The organism is Myceligenerans salitolerans, from assembly GCF_017349295.1.
Classification (GTDB): domain Bacteria; phylum Actinomycetota; class Actinomycetes; order Actinomycetales; family Cellulomonadaceae; genus Myceligenerans; species Myceligenerans salitolerans.
Window position 1 is genome coordinate 35,663 of sequence record NZ_JAFMPK010000030.1, and the last position, 26,764, is coordinate 62,426.

At 71.7% G+C, this 26,764-nt stretch carries 21 protein-coding genes; 11 read left to right on the forward strand and 10 right to left on the reverse strand.

What is annotated here, in order from left to right; genetic code table 11:
* The first annotated feature begins 104 nt into the window (after nucleotides 1-104).
* Nucleotides 105-1,043, forward strand: coding sequence for an iron-sulfur binding domain-containing protein (locus J0911_RS07965; protein ID WP_372434852.1), 939 nt, complete (start codon nucleotides 105-107; stop codon nucleotides 1,041-1,043).
* Nucleotides 1,044-1,047: 4 nt separating this feature from the next.
* Here J0911_RS07965 and J0911_RS07970 read toward each other — a convergent pair whose 3' ends face one another.
* On the reverse strand, nucleotides 1,048-2,808 hold the full coding sequence (locus tag J0911_RS07970; RefSeq protein ID WP_207274925.1) for a glycerol-3-phosphate dehydrogenase/oxidase: 1,761 nt from the start codon (nucleotides 2,806-2,808) through the stop codon (nucleotides 1,048-1,050).
* Between the two features lie 60 nt (nucleotides 2,809-2,868).
* Here J0911_RS07970 and J0911_RS07975 point away from each other — a divergent pair, with 60 nt between their 5' ends.
* The 3 genes from J0911_RS07975 to J0911_RS07985 all read left to right on the forward strand — a co-directional run bounded on the left by J0911_RS07975 (nucleotide 2,869) and on the right by J0911_RS07985 (nucleotide 6,411).
* Nucleotides 2,869-3,411: an amino-acid N-acetyltransferase gene (locus J0911_RS07975; RefSeq protein ID WP_207274926.1), complete on the forward strand. Its 543-nt coding sequence runs from the start codon at nucleotides 2,869-2,871 to the stop codon at nucleotides 3,409-3,411.
* Between the two features lie 41 nt (nucleotides 3,412-3,452).
* Nucleotides 3,453-4,757 carry an alpha/beta fold hydrolase gene (locus tag J0911_RS07980; RefSeq protein WP_207274927.1) on the forward strand — a complete coding sequence of 435 codons (1,305 nt, stop codon included), beginning with the start codon at nucleotides 3,453-3,455 and terminating at the stop codon, nucleotides 4,755-4,757.
* 142 nt (nucleotides 4,758-4,899) lie between these two features.
* The gene (locus tag J0911_RS07985) at nucleotides 4,900-6,411 is read left to right on the forward strand and encodes an SLC13 family permease (RefSeq protein ID WP_242636452.1); all 1,512 of its coding nucleotides are present in this window, start codon (nucleotides 4,900-4,902) and stop codon (nucleotides 6,409-6,411) included.
* 87 nt (nucleotides 6,412-6,498) lie between these two features.
* Here the strand turns inward: J0911_RS07985 and J0911_RS07990 are convergent, their stop codons facing one another.
* Entirely contained in the window at nucleotides 6,499-7,251 is a 753-nt protein-coding gene (locus J0911_RS07990; protein ID WP_207274928.1) for a hypothetical protein, read from the reverse strand.
* Between the two features lie 118 nt (nucleotides 7,252-7,369).
* Nucleotides 7,370-8,866, reverse strand: a complete 1,497-nt coding sequence (locus J0911_RS07995) for a helix-turn-helix domain-containing protein (protein ID WP_207274947.1) — start codon at nucleotides 8,864-8,866, stop codon at nucleotides 7,370-7,372.
* Nucleotides 8,867-9,034: 168 nt separating this feature from the next.
* On the opposite strand from J0911_RS07995, the gene J0911_RS08000 reads away from it, so the two are divergent.
* Entirely contained in the window at nucleotides 9,035-10,975 is a 1,941-nt protein-coding gene (locus tag J0911_RS08000; RefSeq protein ID WP_207274929.1) for a phosphoenolpyruvate carboxykinase (GTP), read from the forward strand.
* 176 nt (nucleotides 10,976-11,151) lie between these two features.
* Here the strand turns inward: J0911_RS08000 and J0911_RS08005 are convergent, their stop codons facing one another.
* Nucleotides 11,152-11,661 carry a hypothetical protein gene (locus J0911_RS08005; RefSeq protein ID WP_207274930.1) on the reverse strand — a complete coding sequence of 170 codons (510 nt, stop codon included), beginning with the start codon at nucleotides 11,659-11,661 and terminating at the stop codon, nucleotides 11,152-11,154.
* Nucleotides 11,662-11,823: 162 nt separating this feature from the next.
* Here J0911_RS08005 and J0911_RS08010 point away from each other — a divergent pair, with 162 nt between their 5' ends.
* The gene (locus J0911_RS08010) at nucleotides 11,824-12,285 is read left to right on the forward strand and encodes a tRNA (cytidine(34)-2'-O)-methyltransferase (protein WP_207274948.1); all 462 of its coding nucleotides are present in this window, start codon (nucleotides 11,824-11,826) and stop codon (nucleotides 12,283-12,285) included.
* Between the two features lie 109 nt (nucleotides 12,286-12,394).
* Nucleotides 12,395-13,369 carry a DUF808 domain-containing protein gene (locus J0911_RS08015; RefSeq protein ID WP_207274931.1) on the forward strand — a complete coding sequence of 325 codons (975 nt, stop codon included), beginning with the start codon at nucleotides 12,395-12,397 and terminating at the stop codon, nucleotides 13,367-13,369.
* Between the two features lie 14 nt (nucleotides 13,370-13,383).
* Here J0911_RS08015 and J0911_RS08020 read toward each other — a convergent pair whose 3' ends face one another.
* The gene (locus J0911_RS08020; protein WP_207274932.1) at nucleotides 13,384-14,118 is read right to left on the reverse strand and encodes a ThuA domain-containing protein; all 735 of its coding nucleotides are present in this window, start codon (nucleotides 14,116-14,118) and stop codon (nucleotides 13,384-13,386) included.
* A gap of 247 nt (nucleotides 14,119-14,365) precedes the next feature.
* Entirely contained in the window at nucleotides 14,366-15,616 is a 1,251-nt protein-coding gene (locus J0911_RS08025) for an NAD(P)/FAD-dependent oxidoreductase (RefSeq protein ID WP_307864980.1), read from the reverse strand.
* Nucleotides 15,617-15,763: 147 nt separating this feature from the next.
* Between J0911_RS08025 and J0911_RS08030 the strand changes: the two genes are divergently transcribed.
* Together J0911_RS08030 and J0911_RS08035 are read left to right on the forward strand one after the other, a co-directional pair.
* Nucleotides 15,764-17,116: an NAD(P)/FAD-dependent oxidoreductase gene (locus J0911_RS08030; RefSeq protein WP_207274934.1), complete on the forward strand. Its 1,353-nt coding sequence runs from the start codon at nucleotides 15,764-15,766 to the stop codon at nucleotides 17,114-17,116.
* A gap of 100 nt (nucleotides 17,117-17,216) precedes the next feature.
* On the forward strand, nucleotides 17,217-18,026 hold the full coding sequence (locus J0911_RS08035; protein ID WP_242636453.1) for a MerR family transcriptional regulator: 810 nt from the start codon (nucleotides 17,217-17,219) through the stop codon (nucleotides 18,024-18,026).
* 77 nt (nucleotides 18,027-18,103) lie between these two features.
* On the opposite strand, the gene J0911_RS08040 is transcribed toward J0911_RS08035, so the two are convergent.
* The 4 genes from J0911_RS08040 to J0911_RS08055 all read right to left on the reverse strand — a co-directional run bounded on the left by J0911_RS08040 (nucleotide 18,104) and on the right by J0911_RS08055 (nucleotide 23,400).
* Entirely contained in the window at nucleotides 18,104-19,948 is a 1,845-nt protein-coding gene (locus J0911_RS08040; RefSeq protein WP_207274936.1) for a UxaA family hydrolase, read from the reverse strand.
* Nucleotides 19,949-20,121: 173 nt separating this feature from the next.
* Nucleotides 20,122-21,450 (reverse strand): ABC transporter substrate-binding protein, encoded by a 1,329-nt coding sequence (locus J0911_RS08045; protein WP_207274937.1) that lies wholly within the window; start codon nucleotides 21,448-21,450, stop codon nucleotides 20,122-20,124.
* A 104-nt stretch (nucleotides 21,451-21,554) separates the two neighbouring features.
* The gene (locus J0911_RS08050) at nucleotides 21,555-22,481 is read right to left on the reverse strand and encodes a carbohydrate ABC transporter permease (RefSeq protein ID WP_207274938.1); all 927 of its coding nucleotides are present in this window, start codon (nucleotides 22,479-22,481) and stop codon (nucleotides 21,555-21,557) included.
* Complete coding sequence (locus J0911_RS08055) at nucleotides 22,474-23,400, reverse strand: carbohydrate ABC transporter permease (RefSeq protein WP_207274939.1); 927 nt, start codon at nucleotides 23,398-23,400, stop codon at nucleotides 22,474-22,476. Before J0911_RS08055 ends, J0911_RS08050 begins: the two co-directional genes overlap by 8 nt.
* 149 nt (nucleotides 23,401-23,549) lie before the next feature.
* Here J0911_RS08055 and J0911_RS08060 point away from each other — a divergent pair, with 149 nt between their 5' ends.
* Together J0911_RS08060 and J0911_RS08065 are read left to right on the forward strand one after the other, a co-directional pair.
* Nucleotides 23,550-25,565 (forward strand): DUF6807 family protein, encoded by a 2,016-nt coding sequence (locus J0911_RS08060; RefSeq protein ID WP_307864981.1) that lies wholly within the window; start codon nucleotides 23,550-23,552, stop codon nucleotides 25,563-25,565.
* A complete protein-coding gene (locus J0911_RS08065) occupies nucleotides 25,562-26,749 on the forward strand; it encodes a Gfo/Idh/MocA family protein (RefSeq protein ID WP_207274941.1) in 1,188 nt (395 codons plus the stop codon). The genes J0911_RS08060 and J0911_RS08065 overlap by 4 nt, the downstream gene beginning before the upstream one ends.
* Nucleotides 26,750-26,764 lie beyond the last annotated feature (15 nt).

Below are 26,764 nucleotides of genomic sequence, written 5' to 3' on the forward strand. Positions count from 1 at the left end.
AGGCAACTACCTCCGTGCCCCCGCGGAGGCCGCGCCGCCCGGAGGTACTTCCTCGCTCCGCCGCGCGACCCGGCGAGCACGGCATCTCCGAGAGGAGAGAATGGGTGCCCGTGACCTCCTCCCCCACCGGGCACGCCGTCCTGCGTGCCGCTGTCACCGACTGGTTCGCCCGCGCCGCCCGCGACCTGCCGTGGCGTGCCCCGGACCGCACTCCCTGGGGCGTCCTCGTGAGCGAGGTGATGCTGCAGCAGACCCCCGTGGTGCGCGTCGAGCCCGCCTGGCGGTCGTGGATGGAACGGTGGCCCGAGCCCGCCGACCTCGCCCGCGCCGACACCGCCGACGTGCTGCGCGCCTGGGGCCGGCTGGGTTATCCCCGGCGTGCCCTGCGGCTGCAGGAGTGTGCCGTCGCCGTGGTCGAGCGGCACGCCGGCGTCGTCCCGAACACGGAGGAGGAGCTGCGCGCGCTGCCGGGCGTCGGTGAGTACACCGCCGCGGCCGTGCTCGCGTTCGCGTTCGGACGGCGCGCCGTCGTCGTCGACACCAACGTGCGTCGCGTCCTGGCACGTACCGTCGGCGGCACGGCCCTGCCCGCGCCGTCGTACACGGCGGCCGAGCGCGCCCTCGCGACGGCGATCGCGCCGGCCGACGACGCCGAGGCCGCCCGCTGGGCCGCCGCGTCCATGGAGCTCGGCGCCCTCGTCTGCACCGCCCGCTCCCCGCGGTGCGACGACTGCCCGGTGGCCGGCCTCTGCGCCTGGCGGGCCGCAGGCTCACCACCCGACGAGCACGCGGGCCGCCGTCGTACCCAGGCATGGCACGGGACCGACCGGCAGTGCCGCGGCCGTGTCATGGCGACGCTTCGCGCCGCGGACGGGCCCGTGGACCGCGCCGTCGTCGTCGCGGCGTGGGTTCCCGGAGCCGGGTCGATGACCGGCGGCGATGCCGCCGCTCGTCTGGCTCAGCTGGACCGTGCCGTCGCGGGCCTCATCGAGGACGGGCTGGCGGAACAGGACTCCACGGGCCGCCTCCACCTCCCGCGGTAGACACCTACGACAGCCGCAGCGGCTGCCACGGCGCGACCCGGTCGGCTCCGCGCACCGCCTCCTCCGCGGTCTCGTCGTCGGGGGCGCGCAGCGCCGCCAGCTCCGCGTCGATCCGGCTGCGCCAGGCGTCGATCTCCCGCTGCCGCGCGGTGTCGTCCCAGCCCAGAAGCGGCGCGACGACGTCGGCCACCTCGGTGGCGGCATCGAGGCCGCGGTCCGGGACCTCGTAGACGAGCCGCGTGCGGTGCGCGAGCACGTCCTCCAGGTGCAGCGCGCCCTCGTGCGTCACGGCGTGGTGGACCTCCGCGCGCAGGTAGGCGGGCGCGTGCTCCAGCGGGCGCGCGAGAGCGGGGTCGGCCTCGCACAGCTCCACGAGGTCGGTGAGGTTGGACCCGTAGCGGTGCAGCAGGTGGTCGACCATCGGCGGATTCCAGCCGAACCGCTTCGCCCATGCCCGGGCCTGACGCTGGACCGCCCTGAGGCCGACCGCACCCGTGAGCGGGATCTGGTGGGTGATGCTCGGCAGTGCGGCCGCTCGCTGCCCGATGGCGAAGTCGACGGCGTCCTTCGCCATCACCCGGTACGTGGTGAGCTTGCCGCCCGCGATCACGGTGAGCCCCGCCGTGGGTGACGCGACAGTGTGCTCGCGCGACACCTTGGCGCTCGACGTGCCGGCCTTCGTACCCGGCTGGAGCAGGGGCCGCAGCCCCGCGTAGGTGCCGATGACGTCTTCGCGCGTGAGCGGATGCGCGAGGACGGAATTGGCACGGTCGAGCACGTAGTCCACGTCGGCGCTGGTCGCGACCGGGTTCACGGGGTCGAGGTGCCACGGCGTGTCCGTGGTGCCGATGATCCAGTACCGCGACCACGGGATCACGAACAGCACCGACTTCTCCGTCTGCAGGATCAGCCCGGCACGGCCCTGGATGCGGTCACGGGGCACCACGAGATGGATGCCCTTCGAGGCGAGCACGTGAAGACCGCCCGCCGGACCGTCCGGCTGGCCGGCCAGTTCCTGCGTCTCCTCGGTCCAGACGCCGGTCGCGTTGATCACCGCCCGCGCACGGACCGTGATCTCACGGCCCGTCTCCAGGTCGACGACGACGGCACCGTTCACGGCGCCCGTGCTTCCCTGCGTCAGCTCCACCACCTGGGTACGGCTCGCGACGTGCGCACCGTAGGACGCCGCGGTCCGCACCAGCGTGGTCACGAGGCGCGCGTCGTCGACCGAGGCATCCCAGTACTGCACGGCTCCGACGGCGGCGTCGTGCGCGAGGTCGGGGAACTTCGCCTCCATCTGAGCCCTGGTCAGGTGGCGGTGGAAGGGCATCGGACGGCGGCCGGGCGTCAGGGTCGCGAGGATGTCGTACAGGGCGATACCGGTCCCGACGTACGCGCGCTCCCAGACGCGGTGCTCCAGCGGGTAGAGGAACGGCACCGGCCGGACCAGGTGCGGCGCCAGCTCGCGCAACAGCAGGTCCCGCTCGGTGAGAGCCTCGTGCACGAGCTCGAAGTCGAGCATCTGCAGGTAGCGCAGGCCGCCGTGGACCAGCTTGCTGCTGCGGCTGGAGGTGCCCTGGGCCCAGTCCTGCGCCTCGACGAGGGCGGTCGACAGACCGCGGGTCACCGCGTCGAGCGCGATGCCCGCGCCGGTCACGCCGCCGCCGACGACCAGCACGTCGAGCTCGGCGGCGATGTCCGTGCTCGCTTCGAGGGTGGCCAGGGTCTGCGCTCGGGAATCCGCGGTCAGCCGGGTCGATGCCATATCGACAACCCACCACGGGACGGGGACTGTGGCAAGAGGAGCGCGCGTACTGTGGGCGGCGTGACCGTGAACATCAGGCCCGCCCGGCCGGCGGACGTACGGGCGATCCGCGCTCTCGTGGAGCCGTACGCCCAGCAGCGGATCCTGCTGGCCAAGGAGTGGGTGGGGTACTACGAGGCGGTCCAGGAGTTCCTGGTCGCCGAGGTCTCCGCGGACGACGACGGCCCTGCGGCCGGGCCGGCAGACCCCGCGACGCCCGCCGTCGTCGGCTGCGGCGCGCTGCACGTCATGTGGGAGGACCTCGCGGAGATCCGCACGCTGGCCGTCGACCCGGCCTCGCGCGGGCGGCGTGTTGGACACCAGCTCGTGGAAGGCCTGCTCGACCGGGCCCGTGACCTCGGCCTGCGCCGGGTCTTCTGCCTGACGTTCGAGGTGGAGTTCTTCCGCAAGCACGGCTTCGAGGAGATCGACAGCACACCGGTCAGCCTCGACGTCTACACCGAACTGCTGCGTTCCCACGACGACGGCGTCGCCGAGTTCCTCGACCTGGCCCGCGTGAAGCCCAACACCCTGGGCAACTCCCGCATGCTCCTCGAGCTGTGACGCGCGTCGACCACGAGGTCGACGGCTCTTAGGGTGGGGGCGTGTCCATCAGCTACACCCTGCCCGGCGTCCATGTCACCGATCGCACCGTCGAGGTCCCGCTCGACTGGTCGGATCCCGACGACGGGCGCACGCTGACCGTCTTCTTCCGCGAACTCGTCGACCCCACGAAGCGGCGGGACGACCTTCCGCTGCTCGTCTTCCTGCAGGGCGGCCCCGGCGGCAAGGGACCCCGCCCCACAGGCCCGGACGGCTGGGTCGGCTCGGCGCTCGAGCGTTTCCGCGTGGTACTGCTCGACCAGCGCGGGACGGGCCGTTCGACGGCGGTCCGCGCGGAGGCGCTGAACGCCCTCGGCGACGCGGGCGCCCAGGCCGAGTACCTCACGCACTTCCGTGGGGACGCCATCGTCCGCGACGCCGAGTACATCCGCGACTCCGTCTACGAGGGCAGGCGCTGGACGACCCTCGGCCAGTCGTACGGCGGGTTCATCACGATGACGTACCTGTCGCTGGCACCCGAGGGCGTGAACGCGAGCCTGGTGACGGGCGGACTGCCCAGCCTCACGGCGTCGGCCCGCGAGGTGTACGAGCGCACACAGCCGCGCGTCGCCGGCAAGAACGCCCGGTTCCGCGCACGCTACCCGCACGCCGCGGGGCTGCTCGGGCGGATCGCCGACCGGCTCGCCGCCGGCGACACCACGCTGCCCGACGGCACCCCGCTCGGCGTCCGCCGCCTGCAGAGCCTGGGCATGGACTTCGGCATGGGCCCGGGCTTCGAGCGCGTCCACTGGATGCTCGACGAGGCCTTCGACGGACGCACCCACGACGCGGACCTCACCGAGACGTTCCTGTCGTCCGTCGCCACGGCGACGGACTTCGTGGGCCGACCCCTCTACGCCGTGCTGCACGAGTCCATCTACGCCCAGTCCCACACGGGCGCGACGGCCTGGGCGGCGCAGTCGGTCCGTGACACGGACCCCGCGTTCGCGCAGGACGCCCGCCCGTTGCTGCTGACGGGCGAGATGATCTATCCCTGGATGTTCGAGGAGATCGCGGCGCTCCGGCCGTTCGCCGCCGCGGCCGACGCCCTCGCCGCCAAGGAAAACTGGGACGACCTGTACGACCTCGACCGGCTGGCCTCGAACGAGATCCCCGTCGAGGCCGCCGTCTATCACGACGACATGTTCGTGGACGCGGACCTCTCCCTGGCGACAGCCGGCCACGTCGGCAACACGGAAGCCTGGGTGACGAACGAGTTCGAGCACGACGGGCTGCGCGTCGGCAATACGTTCGCCACCCTTCTGGACCGCCTCGACGCCCGCGGCGGGCCGCTGCGCCGTCCATGATCGGGCCGGTGTCCGCCACGGCGGCGAGCGGCGAGCCGGTCCGCGGCGACTTCGCCTCTGGTGTGATGTGGCTCACACCGTTATGGTGCCAATAGCGCGATTTGTTCCTGACCCAATGGCGGGTCCACCACGGGAGGTCCGCATGACCACCACTGTCACGATTCCCAGCGAAGCACCGCCCACGCCCGCGACACGGCGGCGACGCGTCATCGGCCTGGCCGCCGGCGTCCTGCTCGGTGCACTCGTCTACCTGGTCCTGCCCGACGGCCTGAACCCGTCGGCGCGCTTCGTGGCGGCGGTCGCCGTCCTCATGGCCGCGTGGTGGATGACGGAGGCCATCCCGCTCGCGGCCACGGCGCTCGTCCCGATGGTCGCGTTCCCCTTCGTGGAGAACCTGGAGTCCGACGACGGCGGGCCCATCGGGATGGCCGCCGCCGTCGCCCCGTACGCCAACCCGATCATCTGGCTGTTCATGGGCGGCTTCGTGATCGGTCTCGGGATGCAGCGCTGGAATCTCCATCGCCGCTTCGCCCTGAACATCGTCTCGCGGGTGGGGACCAACCCCGTCGCACTGGTGGGCGGCTTCATGCTGGCGACCGCCCTGGTCTCGATGTGGGTCAGCAACACCGCGACCGCGGTCATGATGTTCCCGGTCGGCCTGGCGGTGCTCGCGCTGGTCAACGCCCGCGAACCGGACCGGAACCTCACCACCGCGCTCCTGCTCGGTATCGCCTACGCCGCGTCGATCGGTTCCGTCTCGACCCTCATCGGCACCCCGCCCAACACCTTGCTGCGAGGCTTCGTGCAGGAGGAGTACGGGGTGTCGATCGGGTTCGCGGAGTGGATGCTGGTCGGTGTTCCGCTGGCCGCGGTGTTCCTCGTCGTGGCGTGGCTCGTCCTGACGCGCGTGGCCTTTCCTCCGTCGTCGCGGGACATCGGGGAGGAGCGCCAGCTGCTCCGGGACGAGGTCGCCGGTCTCGGCCGGATGAGCCGTGGGGAGTGGACCGTGAGCGCCGTGTTCGCGGCGGCCGCCGTCGCCTGGATCGTGTTCGGCGCACTCGGTCAGTCGGAGTCCTTCGTCGCCGCCAACCCGTGGATCGACACCTACGACGACGCCATGGTCGCCGTGGCCGCCGCCCTCGCGCTCTTCCTCATCCCCGCGACGCGGGACGGGCAGCGCACCCTCGACTGGTCCGCCACCCGGGAGCTCCCCTGGGGGATCCTCCTGCTGTTCGGTGGCGGCCTGGCGCTCTCGGCCCAGTTCGGGCAGACAGGACTGTCGGCGTGGATCGGCGAGCAGGTCGCGGGGATGGCGGGAATCCCCGTCTGGGTCGTCGTGCTGGCGGTGATCGTGCTCGTCATCTTCCTGACCGAGCTGACGTCGAACACGGCGACGACGGCGACCTTCCTCCCCGTCATGGCAGGTGTGGCGAGCGGCCTCGCGATCGAGCCGCTGCTGCTCCTGGTCCCGACGGCCCTCGCCGCCACGATGGCGTTCATGCTGCCCGTGGCGACGCCGCCGAACGCGATCGTGTTCGGCTCGGGCCAGATCACGATCGGCGAGATGGTCAAGGGCGGCGTGCTGCTCAACGTCGCCGGCATCGTGCTGATCATGGCGACGGTGTACACGCTGGTCGTCACGGTCCTCGTCTGAGCTCCCGCACCGGGCCGGCCGGTGGGGACGACGTGGACGTCGCCGCACCGGTCGGTGGTCGTCGCGCCGTGCCCGGCCGGCGATCCGTCACCCGACCAGCAGACTCGGCACCGAAGCCACCAGGTAGGTGTTCGCCGCGACGACCTGGCCCGGGGCCAGGTCGGGCTCGCCCGTGGGTACGCAGAGGGTCACCTCGAAGCCGCCGGTGCGGACCTGCGCCGCCGTGAACGCCTGGCCGGTGCGTTCGACCTGGTGCCGGGTCACGTCGAGTACCGTGCCGTTCACCCGGGCCACGGCGTCGACCTGCATGGTGAACGCGCCGTCCGGGCTGAACGACTCCGGCTCGAACCGCATCGGCTCGCCGGCCTCGTCCGCGGCGTCCTCGCCGGCGAAGGTCATCCGGCTGGCGTCGGACGCCAGGAACTCCTCAGACCCGTCGAACACCTCGACGGAGCGCCCGAGCCCCACGATGCAGGCGTCCGCGGCGGGCACGTCCTCGGCGTCACCCAGCAGCTGGAGTTCCTCGAGCTCACAGGCCACGCCCGCCAGAATGCCGTCGTCCGCGTCCACGATCTCGGCGATGGCGAGGCCGCCGTCGGCGGCACGCACGTCCGCGAGCCGCGCGCCGAGCGGTCCCGCGTACGACGTCGTCACCGCCCGCACCAGGTCCCCTTCGGTGGTGATGATCAGCCGCGCCCCGGTGGCGTCCGTCCAGACGTAGAGTGTCGCGTCGCGCTCCTCGGCGATCACCTTCGCTTCGGGGAGCACCCCGTGAACAAGTTCCCGGAACCCGCTCCGGGTCTTCACGTCCAGTCCGACACACGCGAGATTGGTAGCCACGGGCCCAGAAACTACCTGCCGGTGCTGTGAACTCGTATACGGACCGGTCATGGCACGACCCGCCGGAACGCTCGAAGGCGACCGGTGCCCGCGCCGCCCCGGCGCCGTCGTCACGGCCTCAGCCGGGCGCGTGCCGGTCCAGGAACGCGTACACCTCGGCGTCGTCGACCCCGGGGAACGCGCCTCGCGGCAGGGCCGCCAGCACCTGCTGATGCATCCGCGCCGACGGCCAGGCCGCGCCGGACCACCGCCGCGCCAGTTCCGGCGCCGGGCGCGCGCAGCATGCCGGGTCCGGGCACGTCGACATCTTCCGCACCCGCGTGTCCCGGCCACGGAACCACTTCGCGTGGGCGTACGGCACGCCCACGGTGATGGAGAAGGCTCCCGTGTCGCCCGACCCGGTCTGCGTGGAGCACCAGTACGTCCCGGTCGGCGTATCGGTGTACTGGTAGTACTCGGTCGCCACGTCGCGCCGGTCGAACGCCTCGCGCGACGCCCAGCGGCGGCAGACGAGCTGCCCCTCGATCGCGCCCGTCGGGTCCTGCGGGAAGCGGAGGCCGTCGTTCTCGTAGCCGCGGAAGAGGGCGCCGTCGTCACCGACACGCAAGAAGTGGAGCGGGATTCCGAGCCTCACCGTGGCCAGGTTCGTCAAGCGCATGGCCGCGGCCTCGTGCGTCACCCCGAACGCGTCCCGGAAGTCCTCGACCGCCAGGTCCCGCTCACGCTTGCGGTCCTCCAGGAAGGGCACGGCGGCGAACTGCGGCACCAGGCAGGCCGCGGCGAAGTAGGTGATCTCGACCCGCTGCCGCAGGAACTCCGCATAGGAACGCGGCCGCTCGTGCTCCAGCACCCGGTGGGCGATCGCCTGCAGCGCCAGCGAACGCAGGCCGTGCCCGCCGGGCACGGAGGCGGGGGGCAGGTAGATCCGGCCGTTGTGCAGGTCGGTCACGCTGCGCGCCGACCGGGGCAGGTCGTTCACGTGGAGGATCGTGAATCCGAGACGCTCGGCCAGGACGGCGACGGTGCGGTGCGTGAGCGCCCCGCCCGTGTAGCCGGCGTCTCGCACCAGGTCCTCGGCGAGGTGTTCGAACTGGGGATAGTAGTTGTCCCGCGCCTGGCGCTCGAGCCGCAGCTCCGTGTTGGCCCGCCGAGCCTCCTCGGGCGTGGCGATCGCCTCCTCGGCGCGCCGGGCGAGCTCGTCGTGCAGACCGACGAGCTGTTCCAGCACCGGCGTCGGCAGCTTCTGCGACGGCCTGACCGACGGAAGCCCCAGTCCCGCGAAGAGCGGCCCGCGCTGTGCGCGGTCCAGTGCGATCTCCAGGGCCGCACGCCGCGACGGCGGCTCGGGATCGAGGAGGTCGTTCAAGGGCAGGCCGAGCACGGTGGCGATCGAGCGCAGCAACGAGAGCTTGGGCTCACGGCGACCGTTCTCGATGAGACTCAGCAGACTCGGTGCGGTGTCCACCTGTTCGCCGAGCCGGTCCAGCGTGAGTCCGGCGGAGGTCCTGGCGTGCCGAACGCGCCGGCCGAGGGTGATGAGGTCGGTGCCGTCGGTCGTGCCGGGCGCGTCCGGCGAACCTGCGGCCGGTGACCGCCGCGGCCGGTGCTCCGCCATGTCGTCCTCCCGTCCGTGCGCGCGCAGTGTGCGCCAGATCACGAGCACAGCAGCTCGCCGATTCAGTATATGTAAAGATCGGCCGATCTTCACAGCCTGTGGCGTGGAAAAGTGGCCCCATCCGAGTGACAGTGGAAACCCAGCCACTTGTTGCAGATGGGAGACAGCATGTCGTTCCTCGCCAACCCCCGTAGGACAAGACTCGTCGCCGAGCTCGTCTCGGAGACCTCCGAGGCCGGTGCGTCCTTCGGTGCCGGCGCGTCTCCCCAGACCTCCCGTCCCGAGGACACGGTCGGCACGGACACCACACTCGACGTCCGCACCTGGGTGAACGACGTCGCCGAGCTGACCCAGCCCGACGAGATCGTCTGGTGCGACGGCTCGGACGCGGAGAAGCAGCGCCTGATCGACGAGATGGTCGCCGCCGGCACCCTGACCCCGCTGAACCCCGACAAGCGCCCCGGCTCCTATCTCGCCCGCTCGAACCCGGCGGACGTCGCCCGGGTCGAGTCGCGCACGTTCATCTGCTCGCAGAAGGAGGAGGACGCCGGCCCGACCAACAACTGGGTCGCTCCCGACGCCATGCGCTCCGAGCTGAACGGCGTCTTCGCGGGCTCCATGAGAGGTCGCACCATGTACGTGGTGCCGTTCTCGATGGGACCCGTCGGCGGGCCGATCTCCCAGGTCGGCGTCGAGATCACCGACTCGCCCTACGTCGTCGTGTCCATGCACGTCATGACGCGCGTCTCGGCGCGTGTCCTGGACCTGATCGACGACGGGCAGCAGTGGGTCCCCGCCGTCCACTCGGTCGGCGCGCCGCTGGTCGGCGACGACGGAGCACGAGCGGCGGACGTCCCCTGGCCCTGCAACGACACCAAGTACATCGTGCACTTCCCGGAGACCCGCGAGATCTGGTCGTACGGGTCCGGATACGGCGGCAACGCGCTGCTGGGCAAGAAGTGCTTCGCGCTGCGGATCGCCTCCGTGATGGCGCGCGACGAGGGCTGGCTCGCGGAGCACATGCTGCTGATCCGCGCGACGTCGCCCGCGGGCAAGCGGTTCCACCTGGCCGCGGCGTTCCCGAGCGCCTGCGGCAAGACGAACCTCGCCATGCTGCGGCCCACGATCCCGGGCTGGAAGGTCGAGACGCTCGGCGACGACATCGTGTGGATGCGGCCCGGCCCCGACGGCTCGCTGCGCGCCATCAACCCGGAGGCGGGCTTCTTCGGCGTCGCGCCCGGCACGGGCGAGGGGACGAACCCGGTCGCCGTCCGCACGTTCGACCACGACACGATCTTCACCAACGTCGCCCTGACCGACGACGGCGACGTGTGGTGGGAGGGCCTCACCGACACCCCGCCCGACCACCTGATCGACTGGCAGGGCCGCGACTGGACCCCCGACTCGGAGGAGCCCGCGGCCCACCCCAACTCGCGCTTCACGGTGTCGGCGGCGCAGTGCCCCACCATCGCCGACACCTGGGAGGACCCGGCAGGTGTCCCCGTGGACGCGATCGTCTTCGGTGGTCGCCGCGCGAGCAACGTGCCGCTCGTGACCCAGTCGCTCGGCTGGGAGCACGGCGTGTTCATGGGCGCCACGATCTCGTCGGAGCGCACCGCGGCCGCCGAGGGCACGGTCGGCGAACTGCGCCGCGACCCCTTCGCCATGATGCCGTTCTGCGGCTACAACATGGCGGACCACTGGGCACACTGGCTGTCCGTGGGCGACTCGGTGGACACCGCCAAGCGGCCCCTGATCTTCCAGGTCAACTGGTTCCGCAAGGGCGGCGACGGCTCGTTCCTCTGGCCGGGCTTCGGCGAGAACTCACGAGTCGTCGAGTGGATCGCCGGGCAGATCGAGGCAGCCCGCGGCGAGGGCGAGGACCGTTCCGTGGCGTCCGCGGTCGGCCGGGTGCCGGCGGCAGGGTCCCTGGACATCGAGGGTCTCGACCTGCCGGCCGAGGACCTCGAGGCGTTGTTCGACGTACCGGCCGGCCCGTGGCTCACGGAGACCGACCTGACCGAGGAGTTCTTCGCACAGTTCGGCGACCACGTGCCGGCGGCGCTGTACAAGCAGCTCGCCAATCTCCGCGACCGCCTGGACGGCTGACCGGAGCGCCACAGACCCCCGGCCGGGAAATTGAGGCAGACCGGCCGGGAACACCCCTTCTGAGGGGCGCCGGTGCGGGAGGTCCCACAGGGCCTCCCGCACCGGCATACTTTCGGCGGCGTAGATCCGCGGGACCGCACGGCCACGTCGCGCGACCGCCCGACCGGCCGGAGAGATCAGCCCGTGCAGACGTTCTTCAGAGTGCTGGTTCGGGTCGCACCGTTCCAGAAGATCTTGCCTCGCACGTTGACACAGCGGAGGCCCGTGGCACGAACGGCCTGAGACTTGTAGCGGACCGTGCTGCCGTCCGTCACACCGCCGTAGTTCGGGTTCCAGACCTTGATGACGGTGTACCGGTACTTGCCCCAGCTCGCCCCCGCGTGGGCGACTCGGGCACACTTCTTCTTCCCGCCCTCGCTGAAGACGTTCACCCACCCGATGGTGTGGCTGCCCGCCTTGATCGCCTTGTGCCGTATCCGGTTGCCGTCGCACCTCTCGACGGTCCGGACGGACCAGGCGGACTCCGCGGCAGGCGCGGCGACGTCGGCGAGCGCAGCGCTCTCGGACGAGGTCGTGGCGCCCGAGGGTGCCGCCGTGGCGGCTCCGGCCGCCGGCAAGGTGAGCGCGAGCGTCGCCAACATCGCGACGCCGCCCCGGCCCACCCGCCTCCGCAGTTCCGTGATCATGTCTCTCCCCTTTCCTGGGTACACCCGCTTCGAGCACGCGGCGTGCTCGGTACGAACCGCTGGCCGGGCCTCTCCTGACGATGTCTTCCGGATGGAGAGAATGGAGTCGTGCCACACCTCGCCGATGTCTCTCCGCCGCCCGAGCCCGCCCTCATCCACGTCATGTACCACGAGCCACGCATTCCGGGCAATACCGGTTCTGCGATCCGGCTCGCGGCGGTCACCGGCGCACGCCTGCATCTGGTGGAACCGCTCGGCTTCGAGCTGTCCGAGGCGAAGCTGAAGCGGGCGGGACTCGACTACCACGATCTCGCCGTGACGGACGTGCACGCGTCCTTCGACGCCGCGCTCGGCGCCCTGCCGTCGTCCCGCGTCTTCGCCTTCACCACGCGCGCTGCCACCCGCTACACGGACGTCGAGTACCGGTCCGACGACGTCCTCCTGTTCGGTCCCGAACCCACGGGCCTGCCCGACGACGTGCTCGCCCACCCCCGGGTCACGGCCCGGCTCAAGATCCCGATGCTGGCGGGCCGCCGCTCCCTGAACCTGACGAACGCGGCATCGATCGCCGTCTACGAGGCCTGGCGCCAGCGCGACTTCGCCGCATCGCCAGACGTCACCTGAGGGTAGTCAGCTCCTGCGACCGGCCCGAGCGGAGTCCGCCCTGGCGTTTCCCGTAGGCTGCCGCCATGCACGTTGCGAACACCGCCCCCCGCTCCTCGGAGACGAGCCGATGAGCGCCGGTCTTCTCGGACTGCTGGACGACGTCGCCGCGCTCGCCCGCCTCGCCGCAGCGTCCATCGACGACGTCGGTGCCGCCGCCGGCAGGGCCACCGCCAAGGCCGCGGGCGTCGTCATCGACGACACCGCCGTGACCCCGCAGTACGTGCACGGCGTCACCGCCGAGCGCGAGCTCCCGATCGTCAAGAAGATCGCCTGGGGCTCGATCCGCAACAAGCTGCTGATCATCCTGCCGATCGCACTGATCCTGTCGGAGTGGGCGCCCTGGGCGCTCACACCGATCCTCATGGTCGGCGGCGCGTATCTCGCGTTCGAGGGCACGCACAAGATCCTCGGCTGGTTCCACAAGCACGAGGACCACGAGGTACCGGCCGTCGTCAAGGGCGAGCAGTCCGAGAAGTCGGTGATCTCCGGTGCCATCCGCACCGACCTGATCCTCTCGGCCGAGATCATGGTGATCGCCCTCAACGAGGTCGCGGACTCGTCCTTCTGGTTCCGGCTCGGGGCCCTGATCGTGGTGGCGATCATCATCACCGTCGTCGTCTACGGCGTGGTCGGGCTCATCGTGAAGATGGACGACGTCGGACTCCTCCTGGCGCAACGCGAGTCATCGGGGAGCCGACGGGTCGGCCGCGCTCTGGTCGAAGGCATGCCGAAGCTGCTCGGCGCCATCTCCGTGATCGGCACGATCGCGATGCTGTGGGTCGGCGGTCACATCCTGCTGGTGGGCCTGGACGAACTCGGGTGGCACGCCCTGTACGGCTGGGTGCACGGCATCGAGGAGGCCATCCACGGCGCCGTCCCGGGCATGGGCGCGGTCCTCGCGTGGCTGTTCAACACCCTCTGCTCGGCCATCCTGGGCCTGGTGGTGGGCGGCGTCGTCGTCGGTGTCATGCATCTGCTGCCGCGCCGCAAGCGGGCGGCGCCGGAGGAGACGACGGACGCCGCGCCCGCCGAGCAGGCGTAGCGAACCCGGAGCGCTCAGGCGAGGAGCCAGGCAGCCGCCGCGCGCAGGAACGCGCGATGCGACCGCGACGCGTAGGAGCGGACGTCGTGGCCCAGGCCGGAGTAGACCGTGCGTCCGCCGTGGGCCTCGTTGGCCCAGGCCACGCCGTGCACACGGGTGCCGTCGGCGGCGCCGAAGCCGGACTCGGCCGGACCGCGCGTCGTCAGGAGGACCCGCGAGGACTCCGCCACCACGAGATGGCAGTACCGCTCGTCGTACGCGTCGACCACGCCGGCGCCGTCCCGGGCGTCGGCGCGTCCGTCGGTGACCGGATGCCCGGGAACGACGTCGAACACCGCGTCGCCGATCGGCGGATGCATGGAGACGCCGGGAATCCACCGCCCACCGAGGATCGCCTCGAATCCCGGCGCGTCGGCGAACGTGTTCGCCGCCTGGTGCAGCGCGAGGATCGCCCCGCCCGAGCGCGCCCAACCGGCGAGACGCTCGTGGAACGCCGTCCAGTCCCCGTCGGCCCCGTCGAACTCCGGATCGGTGCGGCCGCGGCCGGAGTTCAGGACCAGCAGACCGGCGCCGTCCAGGTCGCCCAGCGCGTCCCGCCACGTCGAGCGGACCTGCACGGCGACGTCGTCCCGCTCCACCGCCCCGGGTTCGCCGAGGATGCGCGCGACCTCGTGCGAGGTGGCGGCATGGTCGTGCCAGGGGTCCTCGTACCGCCCGCGACCGGCCAGGACAAGAATGCGCGTCGTCACGACGCCGATCCTAGGCGCGCCGGCGACGCCGGACGCACGGCGTCCGCGACGTCCCCCTCGGAGGCTGGTCGGACGGCCCGGACCGGCTGTCGGAGTACTTCGCCATCAGGTCCCGGTTCCGGCGCGGTCCAGGGGCGCCTGACGCCATCGTAGGGAGGGCCACCGACAGTGTGTCCCGGCGTCGGGTGACCCGTCGACCAGGGTGCCCGAGCACGTGCCCGGCGGCGCGCCGCTCACGGCGCCGCACTCAACGCAGCGGGTCGAACGCCCTGATCTCCTCCGGGGTCCTGCCCGTCATGATCCTGGCCGCCAGCGCGCGTCCGGTCGCCGGGCCCAGCACCATGCCCCACATCCCGTGGCCGCCCGCCACGTACACGCCGGGGGCGGCCGTCGCCCCGACCAGAGGCAGCCCGTCGGGGGTGACGGGGCGCGAGCCCACCCAGACGTCGGCACGGTCGTCCAGGTCGACACCCTGGAGCAGTCCGCGGACCGAGTTGGCGATCGCGTCGACCCGGCGCTGCCGGAGCGGCTCGTCCGGGCCGCGGAACTCCATGGTGCCCGCCACCCGCAGGCGGCCCTGGTACGGGGTGCAGGCCACACGCCGTGCCGGGAAGTAGAGGGGATGGTCGATGGGGGCGCCCTCGACCGGAACCGTGAACGAGTAGCCACGTCCCGCCCGCACCCGGGTTCGCACGCCGAAGGGCCGGGCGAGCTGCGGCAACCATGCACCGGTGGCGAGGACGACGACGTCTGCGGTCAGCTCGTCATGGCCGGCGACGGTCACGCCCGCCCGGCCACGCCCGCCCGGCCGTACCGGCCGCACGCCGGTCACCGGCGCGTCCGCGACGATCTTCGCACCCCGGGCGATCACGGCACCGGCCAATGCCTGCACGAACGGTCCCGGCTCGATGAACCGCTGCCCGCCCAGTTCCCAGACGGAGGTGACCGCCGAGGAGAGGTGCGGTCCGCCGTCCGGCACCCTGCGCAACGGAACCTCCTGGCCCGCGGCCGCGACGCCGTCGAGCTCGTGGACGAACGGACCGACCTGGCTCTCCTTCTCGAAGCCGACCACCCAGCGCGACGGATGGGTGTCGGCGTGGACGCCCTCGGCGACCAGCTCGTCGTACGCGTCGAGGGCGAGCCTGTCGATCGGCGTGAGCGCGTCCATCGCCCGCCGCCAGGCACCCGGCGTGGCGTGCCGCATGAACCTGGCGAGGAACGCCCACAGGCCGGCGTCCCAGCGGAACGGGACGGACAACGCGGCATCCGGGTCGAGCAGGGCACGCGGGCCGTAGGTCCAGAGCGAGGGGTCGGCCAGCGGCATCGCCATGCCCGGGGTGAGCCAGCCGGCGTTGCCCCAGGAGGACCCGCCGGCGACCCCGGTGCGATCCAGAACGGTCACCTCCACACCGCGTTCCTGCAGGTGCCAGGCGGTGGCAAGGCCGACCATCCCGGCGCCGACGATGATCGCGGACTCGGGCGGGGCGGGTACGTGCACGGGTACTCCTCGGAACGATTCGGCGACGGCGGGGCCCCTCGTCGTCGAGTGCCTCGATGATCCCATGCTCCGCCGTGCTTTCACAGCCCGCCCACCACGCGTGTGAAGCCTCGCGACCGTCCTCGACAGCCACTAGTGTCACTGGCGATGAGCAGCGAACTCGTTGAGCAGCAGCCTGCGCGCATCCTGGTCGTCGGCGCCGGGCCCGCCGGATCCGTCACCGCGATCGCGCTGCGCCGCGAACTGCCCGACGCCGAGGTCACCCTCGTCGACAAGGCGACCTTCCCGCGGGACAAGACCTGCGGCGACGGCATGGGGCCGGGCGCCCGGCGCATCCTGGAGGATCTCGGGCTGCGGGACGTCTTCGCGCCGTTCCACACGCCGACCGGCGTCACCATCACCGGCCCGGGCGGAGCGACCGCGTCGATCGAGGACTCCACGATCGCTCACGGCGACTTCCGCGGCTACGTCGTCCCGCGCCTCGACCTGGACGAGGCGCTCAAGAACGCGGCCGTCGCCGCCGGGGCACGGTTCCGCGAAGGCGTGTCGTTCAAGGGCATCGAGCTGCTCGACGGCGGTCACGTGGGGGAAGGCGTCGTGGGCGGCACGGCACGAGACGACGGCCCGGGCTCCCGGGGCCCGGCCGCTCCCGACGGCGCCACGACCGCCGTCGTCCACCTCGGGCAGGCAGGCAGGACCACCGCCGAACCGTTCGATCTCGTGGTCGGTGCCGACGGAGCGTACTCCGCGGTGCGGCGCGCGCTCGGGATCGGCCGGCCGGCCAAGAAGCACACGATCCTCGCCATGCGCGCCTACGCCACGGTGAAGCACCCGGATCTCCCGCTGTCCGACACGCTGCGCTTCGACTTCATCGACGAGCTGCTGCCGGCGTACGGGTGGCTGTTCCCGCTGCCGGACGACCGGGCCAACATCGGGATCGGCATTCCCGTGGACCTGCTGGCGGCGCGCGACCGGAAGCTGGGCGAGCTGTTCGAGGTCTATCTCGCGGACCTGCGGCGACGCGGGTTCGACCTGTCGGACGTGGGCGAGGTGGCGACCCACCAGTTGCCGCATGCCGGCGCCCGGCAGGCCATGACGGCCCGCCCGTATCCCGCCGTGCTGATCGGCGACGCGGCGGCCACGATCAACAGCCTCTCCGGGGAGGGCATCTTCTACGCGATGGCCGCGGGCGTGCAGCTCGCCGAGCACCTGGCCGCGGCCCGGGCCGCCGGCGGGGACGCGGTACTGCGAGGAGCCGAGGCGGCGCGGACGCTGCGCAGCTTCGAGCACACCTTCACGCGGCGCTTCGCCCACCACCACCGCACGTGCGGCCTCGGGCAGCGGCTGATGCGGTCACGGAAGTGGGCGCGGTTCACCATCGGCTCGGTCGGGCGGGACCAGTCGGCCATGGCGACGGTGACGTCGATGATGTTCGACGAGGGCTCCGTCAGCCTGAGCCAGGTGCTGCGCGCCGCGGTCCGCGGGACGGTACTCCGCTGACTCCCGCACGCCCTGACCTGCCTTGCCATGCGCACCGGCGGCACCGGCGGCACTATGGCTTGGCCCTCACACAATGTCAGGCGGGAGAACTGGATCTGTGATGTCCATCGGAGCGTTCGCGCAGATCGGTCAGGTGACCCACCGCATGCTGCGGCACTGGGACCAGTCCGGTCTGCTCACGCCCGCACACATCGACGAGTTCAACGGAAGCCGGTCGTACGACCCGTCCCAGCTCCCCCGCCTGCACCGGATCGTGGCCCTGCGCCAGCTCGGGTTCGGTCTCGAGGACATCTCGGCGATCCTCGCCGAAGGTATCGAGACGGACCGGCTCGCCACGCTGCTCCGGCGACGCCGGGCGGAGCTGGACCGGGAGCACGCGCTGGCCACCGTCCGACTCTCCGACGTGGAACGGCGGCTCCGCTTCATCGAGAAGGAGAAGACCATGTCCAGCATCGAGATCATCACCAAGGACCTGCCGGCGGTCCGCCTGGCGGCGCGCACCATCACGGTGCCCGTGCAGCAGACGGAGCTGCCCGGCGTCGTGGGGCCGGCCTTCGAGGAGATCGGCAAGATCCTGACCGCGGAGCACGGCCGGGGGAAGCTCGAGCGGCCGATCGCCATCTACGAGGAGGTCGAGGACGGGACCAAGGCCGTCGTCGGCTACGCCTACGACGGCGACGCGCTCGACGGCTTCGACATCGTCGAGCTGCCCGCCGTGCCCGACGCCGCCTGCACGGTGCACCTGGGACCGATGAAGGGGGTCAAGGACACGTGGCTGGCCCTGCACGCGGAGATGGCGGAGCGTGGCTGGTCGCCGTCGGCCCCCTGCCGGGAGCTGTACATCCGGGCGGAGCGCGAGGACCAGTCGGACTGGGTCACGGAGCTCCAGCAGCCCGTCACGCGGGAGTAGTACGCGGTCCCGGAACACGCTCGCGCCGTGGTCGGGAGCTCGTGCAGGGCGCTCCCGACCACGAGCGCGGGCCGGCCTCACGTCACGGCGCCGACGTGCCAGGGGATGAACTCCTCGGCGCCGATCTCCAGGTCCTCGCTCACCGTGTGTTCTCCTGACGCGACCGCGAGGACGAGGTCGAAGATCTGCCGCCCGACGTCCTCCAGCGACGCCGTGCCGTCCACGATCACTCCCGCGTTGACGTCCATGTCCTCGGCCATCGCCGAGTACATCGGCGTGTTCGTGGCCACCTTGATCGAGGGTGTCGGGCGGCAGCCGAACACCGATCCGCGGCCTGTCGTGAAGACGACGACGTTCGCCCCGCCCGCGACCATGCCGGTCACCGACACGGGGTCGTAGCCCGGCGTGTCCATGAACGTGAGACCGGCCCTCGGCGCGACGGGTTCGGCGTACTCGTAGACCGCGGACAGAGGAGCGGTGCCACCCTTGGCCACGGCCCCGAGCGACTTCTCCAGGATCGTGGTGAGCCCACCGGCCTTGTTGCCCGGCGACGGGTTGTTGTCGAGCGTGCCGCCGCCCGCCGCGACGTAATCGCGCCACCAGTCGATCCGGTCGAGCAGCTTCCGTGCAACGGCGGGCTCCGTGGCGCGCGCGGTGAGCAGGTGCTCCGCCCCGTACACCTCGGGCGTCTCCGCCAGGACGGACGCGCCCCCCAGGGCCACCAGCCGGTCCGACGCCCAGCCCAGCGCCGGATTCGCCGTCACGCCGGAGTAGCCGTCGGAGCCGCCGCACTCCAGGCCGAGCACCAGCTCCGACACGTCGCACTCCTCACGCTGGCGCGCGTTGACCCGCGGCAGCATCTCGCGTACCGCGGCCACGCCCGCGCGGACCGTCGCGCGGACGCCGCCGGACTCCTGGATGGTGAGCGACCGGACCACCGTGTCGGCCGGGATGGAGGCCAGGAGCCCGGGGTCGACACCCGTCACGGAGCCGGCGACCGCATCGGTACCCGACGACGGTGTCCCGTTCGTGTCCGCCCCGGCGTCCGACGACGGCGGCCGGCTCGTGTCCGACGACGGCGCCGGCCCGGCGGTCTCGTCGGCACCGGCAGGCTCCCCGGTCGGCCCCGACGTGAGGCCGGGTGCGCCGATCGCGGGCATCCCGAGATCGACGCTCCGGCCCGACCGCGCCGACAGGGCCGCACCGGGGACCATCTCGCACCCGAGGCCGAGGACCAGCAACCCGGACACGTTCGGGTGGGCCGCGTGCCCTCGCAGGGTGCGCAGCAGCATGCGTCCGCCCTCGGACTCGGGCACCATTCCGCAGCCGCTGGTGTGGGTGAGCGCGATGACCCCGTCCACGTTCGGGAACTCGTCCAGGGCGGCGCCGCGGAACTGGTCGGCGATCATCCTCGCCGTCGTCGCCGAGCAGTTGACGCTGGTCAGGATCGCGAGGTAGTTCCGGGTCCCGACGCGGCCGTCGGCCCGGCGGTAACCGCGGAAGGTCGGCCGGGCGGCGTCGTCGGAATCGGTGACGCTCGTCGTGGCGATGCCTGCGGCGGACCGTCGACCGCCCTGGCCCGACGCGGCCGGCCGATCCGGCCCGTTCCCGCCGTCGTCCGATGTCGTCGGGCCGGTGCGGCGGAGGGCACGAGCGGCCTCGTCGTCGAAGGCGAGGTTGTGCGCGTGCACGTGGTCGCCGGGGACGATGTCCGCCGTCGCCACACCGATGACCTGTCCGTACTTGCGCACGGGGGCCCGGCGGCCGACGTCGGACAGCGCGATCTTGTGTCCGCGCGGCACGGGCCGCGGGCCGACGGTGACGACGTCGCGGCCACCGCTCACGGCCTCGCCCGGCGCGAGATCCCGCAGGGCGATCCCGACGTCGTCCTCACCGTTCAGCACCAGTACATCGACGCCCACGACGACTCCCTTCCACCGTGCCGCGTCTCGCGGCCGACCGTCCCAGCATTTCCCGCCCGCTCCCGGCCGCACCACCGCACCCGCACCGCGACCCCCGCGGGCCCCCGCCGACCGCGGTCCGGTCCGGGACCGTGGCTTCCGGACCGGACCGCGGTTCAGGCGGTTCGGTGAGGTCAGTCCGCGATCGCCGCGTTGACCTCTTCCATGAACATCGTCGCGGCCTCCTCCGGCGTGATGCGTTCGAAGACCACCTCGGTGTTGATGCGCTCCATGATGTCCTGCATCTCGGCCGACCCGTTCGGCGGCACGGGCGAGGCGTCGACGATCTCGTCGCCGAGGTCGGCCATGAAGTCGGCCACCTGCTTGTCGGCGTCCGTCAGGTCGTCGGCGATGACCTCGCGCATGTCCGTGTTCGCGGGCAGGCCGCGGTCCGTCAGGTTGATCTTCGCGGCCTCTTCGGAGTTGAGGAGGAAGTCCACGAACTTCGCCGCGGCGTCCGGGTACTCCGTCGTCGCGGACACCGAGTAGAACATGGCCGGCTTGTAGTACATGCCCGTGCGCTCGAACTCGGTCTCACCCGGGTACCGCAGCAGCTGGATGTCCTCGCCCGACGCCTCCGACAGCGCGCCGAGCTGGTTGGACCAGAAGGACGCCATGCCGCCCACGTTGGTGCCCACGAGCGACCCCTCGGGCCCGGCGTGCTGGTACTCGATCGTGCGCGAGGCGTCGGGCTGGCCGCCGTCGGCCATCAGGTCGAGCGACGTCTGGAAGAACTGGGCGACGGTCTCCTCCGACACCCCGATCTCACCGTCCGGCGTCCACAGGCTCTCGCCCTTCTGCCGGGCGAGGATGTTCAGGCCGGCCTCGTTGAAGCCGTAGTCCTGAGCGCCCCAGACGCCTTCGCCGGCCCCCTCGGACACCGCGTTCGCGACCTCGACGTACTCCTCCCAGGTCCACGACGTGTCGTCGGGGATCTCGACCCCGGCCTCCTCGAAGACTCCGGGGTTCGCCACGATCGCGTAGGCGTTGATCCCCGTGGGCAGCGCGTACTGCGTGCCGTCGATCCGACCACCCGCGAGGATGCTCTCGTCGATCTTCGACGTGTCGATGTCGAGCTCGCCGAGGTCCGCGAGCACGCCGCGCGTGGCGTAGTCGGAGACGTAGCGCTCCTCCTGCGTCATCACGTCGGGGGTGTCACCCGCCGCCACGGTCGTGGAGAGCTTGTTCCAGTAGCCGTCCCAGTCGGTGAAGTCCGGGACCACGGTGATGTCCGGGTTCTCCGCCTCGAACGCGTCGATGATCTCCTGCGTCGCGGCGTGGCGCTCGTCCGACCCCCACCACGAGAAACGGATCTCGCACGGGCAGTCCTGGGCCTCGACCTCGCCGGTGCCGCCGACGCCGGAGTCGCCGCCGCCGCACGCGGACAGGATCAGGGCGGTGGCGGCGGCTCCCGCCGCCACCGCGGCGCCGCGTCGGCCACGCTGGTTGATTGAGGTACGCATTTCTCTCCTTCTCGATGACGAGACGTCGTCGTTTCAGTCGCTCGGAGGTTCGGTGGCTAGTAGGTACAAAGGCTCGCGGCAGCCGCGCCCGTGGGTGCGGCGGCCTATTTGATGCCCGTCGTGGCAATCCCCTTGACCAGGTACTTCTGGCCGAAGAGGAACACGAGGAACACCGGGATCAGGGAGACGATCGACATCGCGAACAACGCGCCCCACGAACTCTCGCCCGTGGAGTCGACGAACGTCCGTAGTGCGATCGGCACGGTGTACATGTCCGGCTTGGTGAGGAAGATCAGCTGGCTGAAGAAGTCGTTCCAGGCCCAGATGAACGTGAAGATCGCGGTGGTCGCCAGGGCGGGAAGCGCGAGCGGCATCATGATCTGCCAGTAGATGCGCAGGTGCCCCGCGCCGTCGATCCGTGCGGCCTCGTCCAGCTCACGCGGGATCCCGCGGAAGAACTGGACCATGAGGAAGATGAAGAAGGCGTCCGTGGCCAGCAGTTTGGGCACGATCAGGGGCAGGAACGTGTTGATCCATTCGAGCCGGGAGAACATCACGTACTGCGGCACGATGATGACGTGGATCGGCAGCATGATGGTCATGAGCATGATCGCGAACCAGAAGTTGCGGCCCCGGAACTTCAGCCGGGCGAAGGCGTAGGCGGCCAGCGAGCACGACACCAGGTTGCCCAGCACGCAGCCGAGCACCACGATCGCGGAGTTGATCAGGTAGCGGCTGAACGGGTGGAGCAGGGCGCTCCAGCCGTCGGTGTAGTTGGACAGGTCCACGTCCGTGGGAATCAGCCCGGGCTCGCGGAAGATGAGCGCGTTCGGCTTGATCGAGCTCGCCAGCATCCACAGCAGCGGATAGAGCATGACGAAGCCGAAGAGGATGAGTCCGGCATGCTTGAGCGCGCTCGTCACGGCCGACCGGGCGCGGCGCCGGGTGCCACCGGCACGCCGCACGCTCCGCTTCGGGGACGACGACGGTTCGGCGAAGGTGACCTTCGAGGGCGTGGCGAGATCAGTCATCGTAGTGAACCCAATACTTCGAGGCGAGGAAGTTGACGAGCGTCATTCCGCCGATGATCAGGAGCAGGAACCACGCCATGGCCGACGCGTACCCCATGTCGAGGTCCGCGAACCCCTTGCGGTACAGGTAGAGCGTGTAGAGCAGGGTCGAGTCGGCGGGGCCGCCGTTCCCGCCGCTCACCACGAACGCCTGCGTGAAGTTCTGGAAGGCGTTGATGAGCTGCAGCACGAGGTTGAAGAACACGATCGGCGTGAGCATCGGGACCGTGATCGACCAGAACTGGCGCAGCCGTCCCGCGCCGTCGATCGAGGCCGCCTCGTAGTACATCCGGGGAATCTGGCGCAGCCCGGCGAGGAAGATCACCATCGGGGCGCCGAACGTCCAGACGTTCAGGATGATCAGCGTGTTGAGCGCGTGGTCCGGGTGGGAGACCCAGCCGGTCCCCTCGATCCCCACGAGGGCCAGGACCTGGTTGACCAGGCCGTCGGCGCCGAAGATCTGCCGCCACAGGATCGCGATGGCGACGCTGCCGCCGAGCAGCGAGGGCAGGTAGTAGACGGACCGGTAGAGCGCCAGCCCGCGCATGCCCTTGTCGAGCACGAGGGCCAGCGCGAGCGCCGCCGCGAGCTGGAGGGGTACCGACACGAACACGTAGGTGAACGTGACCTGGAGCGACTGGAGCAGCCGGGGGTCCTCGAACATCCGCACGTAGTTGTCGACGCCGATCCACGTGGGTGCCGACAGCAGGTCGTAGTCCGTGAAGGACAGGTACAGCGACGCGGCCATGGGGCCGGCCGTGATGAGGAACAGCCCCACGAACCACGGGGCGAGAAAGAGCGCGGCCATTCGGCCGTCGCCCTTGCGTCGCTCGCCCGCGGTTCTCCGCGTGCTCGCGACCTCTTGGATCACGCTGGACATTCCGCCCTCCGGTCATCGTCGACCTCTTGCTTCCCGGCGATCCGGCGCCTCGTGGAGAGGCCCGCGAACGGTCGCCGCACCGGGAAACCGGTTGCTGTGCCAGAACGTACCACATGAGGAACCGGTTTCCCATGGTGTACCTTCACCACGTGAACATCAGGCGCCCAGCAGTGACGATCGGCGACGTGGCCGCGGCCGCGGGCGTCTCACGTGCCACGGTGTCGCGGGTGATGAACGGGCGCAGCACGGTCGCCGCGGAGATCGCGGAGCGCGTGCGGGAGGCCGCGGAGTCGCTGAGCTACCGGCCCAGCACCGCCGCCCGCAACCTGGCCCTCGGCCGCACGCGGACCGTCGCCCTCGTGATGCCCGACGTCGGCAACCCCGTCTTCCAGCAGATCCTGCACGGGGTCATGGCGGCGGCCGACCAGGACGGCTACCGCGTGCTGGTCGCCGACACCGCCGAGGACCGCAGCCAGGAGGCCGCGATAGCACTCGAGGCGCGACTGCGCTGCGACGCGCTCGTGCTCGTCTCCCCCCGCATGCCCGACGACGACCTCGCGCGGCTCGTGCCCGACGTCGAACCCGTCGTCGTGCTGAACCGCCAGGTGCCTCCCCCTGTGGATCAGGACGGCGCCGCCGGCGGGGGTACCGCCGCACCGAGTCTGCTCGTGGACTACGAGGACGCCGCGGTCCAGGTGATCGAGCACCTCGTGAGCCTCGGCCACCGCCGGCTCGTCTATCTGGCCGGCCCCACCGCGTCGGCGTCGGACGCGCAACGGCGCGCCGGCATCCGGCGCGCGCTGGAACGCCACCGGGCGCTCGACGTACAGGAGATCCCCGCCGGCCCGGACATCGCCGCCGGGCACGCGGCGACCGGCGCCGTGCTCGCCGGCCGCGCGACAGCGGCCGTCGCCTTCAACGACCTGGTCGCGTTCGGTCTGCTCGCAGGATTGAACGAGGCCGGCGTCGCCGTGCCCGCCGACATCTCGGTGGCCGGATTCGATGACATCGACCTCGCCCGCTACGCGACACCGGCGCTCACGACGGTGGCCGTGCCGCAGTCGGAGCTCGGCCGACACGCCTGGAAGGAGCTAGCCGCAGTGATGGACGACGATGCCCAGCCTGCACGGTCCGCCCGTTTCACCACGGAGCTCGAGGTGCGCGCCAGTACCGGTCCAGCTCCGGTGGGACCCGAGCGCGTGCATGCCACCGACCGCGCGGTCCCCGCCGGGGCGGCCGGACCGAACCCCGCCGGCCCCGTCGAGGACGGGCGAGCCGCGCCGGACGCGGCCCTGACCTGGGAGGAAGGACCGGACGCACTGGTACTGCGCGGCCCCGCCGGGACGCCGCTCGCGCGGCGGGAGACCGGCGAGCGCATCCCGCCGGTCCATGCACCACGCCCGTACCTTCACCCGGTGCACACGCTGGGCGGGACGCCGCTGACGGACTCCGGTCCGGTGGACCACCGGCACCACTACGGCGCGGGAATGGCCGTGGCGGACGTCAACGGCACGAGCCACTGGGGTGGACGCACGTTCATCGAGCACGTGGGGCCGACGCTCCTGCAGAACCACGGCCGGCAGGTCGCGCGCGACCTGCGGCCCGACGGCAACACGCTGACCGAGACGGTGGCCTGGCTCGACGAGCACGGCAGGCAGCAGCTCGTCGAGGACCGGCGGGTGACCGCCCGTCTGCTCGCACCTTCCGGAGCCGCGGACGCCGTGCCTCCGGGGTGGGTGCTGGACTGGCGTTCCGTGCTGCACGCCTCCGACGGCCCGCTGGAGATCCGGTCACCCGCCACGAACGGTCGGCCGGGCGCGGGCTACGGGGGCCTGTTCTGGCGGCTGCCGATCGCCGACGAGACCCGTGTCCTGTCGGTCGCCGGCGAGGGCGAGACCCTGGCGCACGGCAGCGGCTCGCCGTGGGTGGCGTTCGTGCAGCGGCACGGTGACCGCCCGACCACCCTGGTGCTCGTCCAGCCCGGCACCGTGCGGCCGTGGTTCGTGCGCTCCGCCGAGTACCCGGGCGCGTGCCCGGCACTGGCGTGGGACGCCCCGCTGCTCGTACCCGACGGCGGCATGGTGCAGGTGGGCCTGGTCGCCGCGCTGTTCGACGGCGAGCTCGGCCCGGCGCAGGCCGCCGCGGTGGCGGAGGCGGTCGTATGAGCTCCCGCGGCACCCGGGGGCGCGTCGCGCGGATCGCCGTGGTCGGTGTGCACGGGCACGGTGCGTCGCACGTGCGGCGGGTCCATGAGCTCGCGGCTCGCGGTGAGGCGGAGCTGACGGCCGTCGTCGACCCGCGCGAACCCGACCCAGGAGCACCCGGGGAGTCACGGGCCCGGTGGTTCGCGAGTCTCGGCGACCTCCTGTCGCAGGGCGAGCTGCCCGACGTCGTCGTCCTGTCGACCCCGATCCACACACATCTCCCGCTCGCGCAGGCGGCGATGGAGGCCGGCATCGACGTCCTGCTGGAGAAGCCGACCGCGGCCTCGCTCGCCGAGCACGAGGCGCTCGTCGGCGTGGCCGAGCGGACCGGACGCCGGTGCCAGGTCGGCTTCCAGACGTTCGGGTCGCACGCGTTGGCCGCCGTGTCACGGATGATCGAGCGCGGAGAGGTCGGCCAGGTCACGGGTATCGGCGCGGTCGGCGCCTGGGTACGGACGGCGTCGTACTGGAGCCGCTCGGCGTGGGCCGGCCGCCGGCACCTCGACGGGCACGACGTGGTCGACGGCGTCGTGACCAACCCGCTCGCGCACGCCGTCGCGACGGCGTTGCGGATCGGCGGTGCGCGCCGGGCCGCCGACGTGGCCTACGTCGACACCGACCTGTGGCGGGCCAACCCGATCGAGGCCGACGACACGTCCTCGGTGCGGGTGGTCGCCGCGAACGGCACCCGGTTCGGCTTCGGGCTCACGCTCTGCGCGGACGAGCGGACCCCGTCCCGCGTCATCGTGTACGGCACCGAGGGCACCATCACGCTGGAGTACGAGTTCGACCGTGTGCTGCTGCGGACCGGCGCCGTCACGGCCGAGAAGGAGTACGGCCGCACCTCGCTCCTGGAGGACCTGCTGGCCGTGCGCCGTACCGGCGGGCAGTTGCTCTGCGACGTCGCCGAGACCGGCGCCTTCATGCGGGTTCTGGAGACCGTGCGGACAGGGCCGGAGCCGCGCGCGATCGTGTCCGGCGACGGCACACATGACACGGCGGTCCCGGACGGTGTCATGGAGTGGCGCGGCGAGGGAGGGGACCGCCGGCCGGTGATCCACGACGTCGAGCGCTGGTGCGAACGTGTCGCGGCCACCCAGAAGACGTTCACGGAACTCGGCGCCCCCTGGACCGTCCGGCCCTGAGCGACCGCCCGGGAC

Bases quoted from the DNA above. Each gene is read 5' to 3' on its own strand.
- J0911_RS07970 (WP_207274925.1), bottom strand. From the start codon at position 2,808: ATGGCATCGACCCGGCTGACCGCGGATTCCCGAGCGCAGACCCTGGCC.
- J0911_RS07985 (WP_242636452.1), top strand. From the start codon at position 4,900: ATGACCACCACTGTCACGATTCCCAGCGAAGCACCGCCCACGCCCGCG.
- J0911_RS07995 (WP_207274947.1), bottom strand. From the start codon at position 8,866: ATGGCGGAGCACCGGCCGCGGCGGTCACCGGCCGCAGGTTCGCCGGAC.
- J0911_RS08000 (WP_207274929.1), top strand. From the start codon at position 9,035: ATGTCGTTCCTCGCCAACCCCCGTAGGACAAGACTCGTCGCCGAGCTC.
- J0911_RS08005 (WP_207274930.1), bottom strand. From the start codon at position 11,661: ATGATCACGGAACTGCGGAGGCGGGTGGGCCGGGGCGGCGTCGCGATG.
- J0911_RS08010 (WP_207274948.1), top strand. From the start codon at position 11,824: ATGTACCACGAGCCACGCATTCCGGGCAATACCGGTTCTGCGATCCGG.
- J0911_RS08015 (WP_207274931.1), top strand. From the start codon at position 12,395: ATGAGCGCCGGTCTTCTCGGACTGCTGGACGACGTCGCCGCGCTCGCC.
- J0911_RS08030 (WP_207274934.1), top strand. From the start codon at position 15,764: ATGAGCAGCGAACTCGTTGAGCAGCAGCCTGCGCGCATCCTGGTCGTC.
- J0911_RS08035 (WP_242636453.1), top strand. From the start codon at position 17,217: ATGTCCATCGGAGCGTTCGCGCAGATCGGTCAGGTGACCCACCGCATG.
- J0911_RS08045 (WP_207274937.1), bottom strand. From the start codon at position 21,450: ATGCGTACCTCAATCAACCAGCGTGGCCGACGCGGCGCCGCGGTGGCG.
- J0911_RS08050 (WP_207274938.1), bottom strand. From the start codon at position 22,481: ATGACTGATCTCGCCACGCCCTCGAAGGTCACCTTCGCCGAACCGTCG.
- J0911_RS08055 (WP_207274939.1), bottom strand. From the start codon at position 23,400: ATGTCCAGCGTGATCCAAGAGGTCGCGAGCACGCGGAGAACCGCGGGC.
- J0911_RS08065 (WP_207274941.1), top strand. From the start codon at position 25,562: ATGAGCTCCCGCGGCACCCGGGGGCGCGTCGCGCGGATCGCCGTGGTC.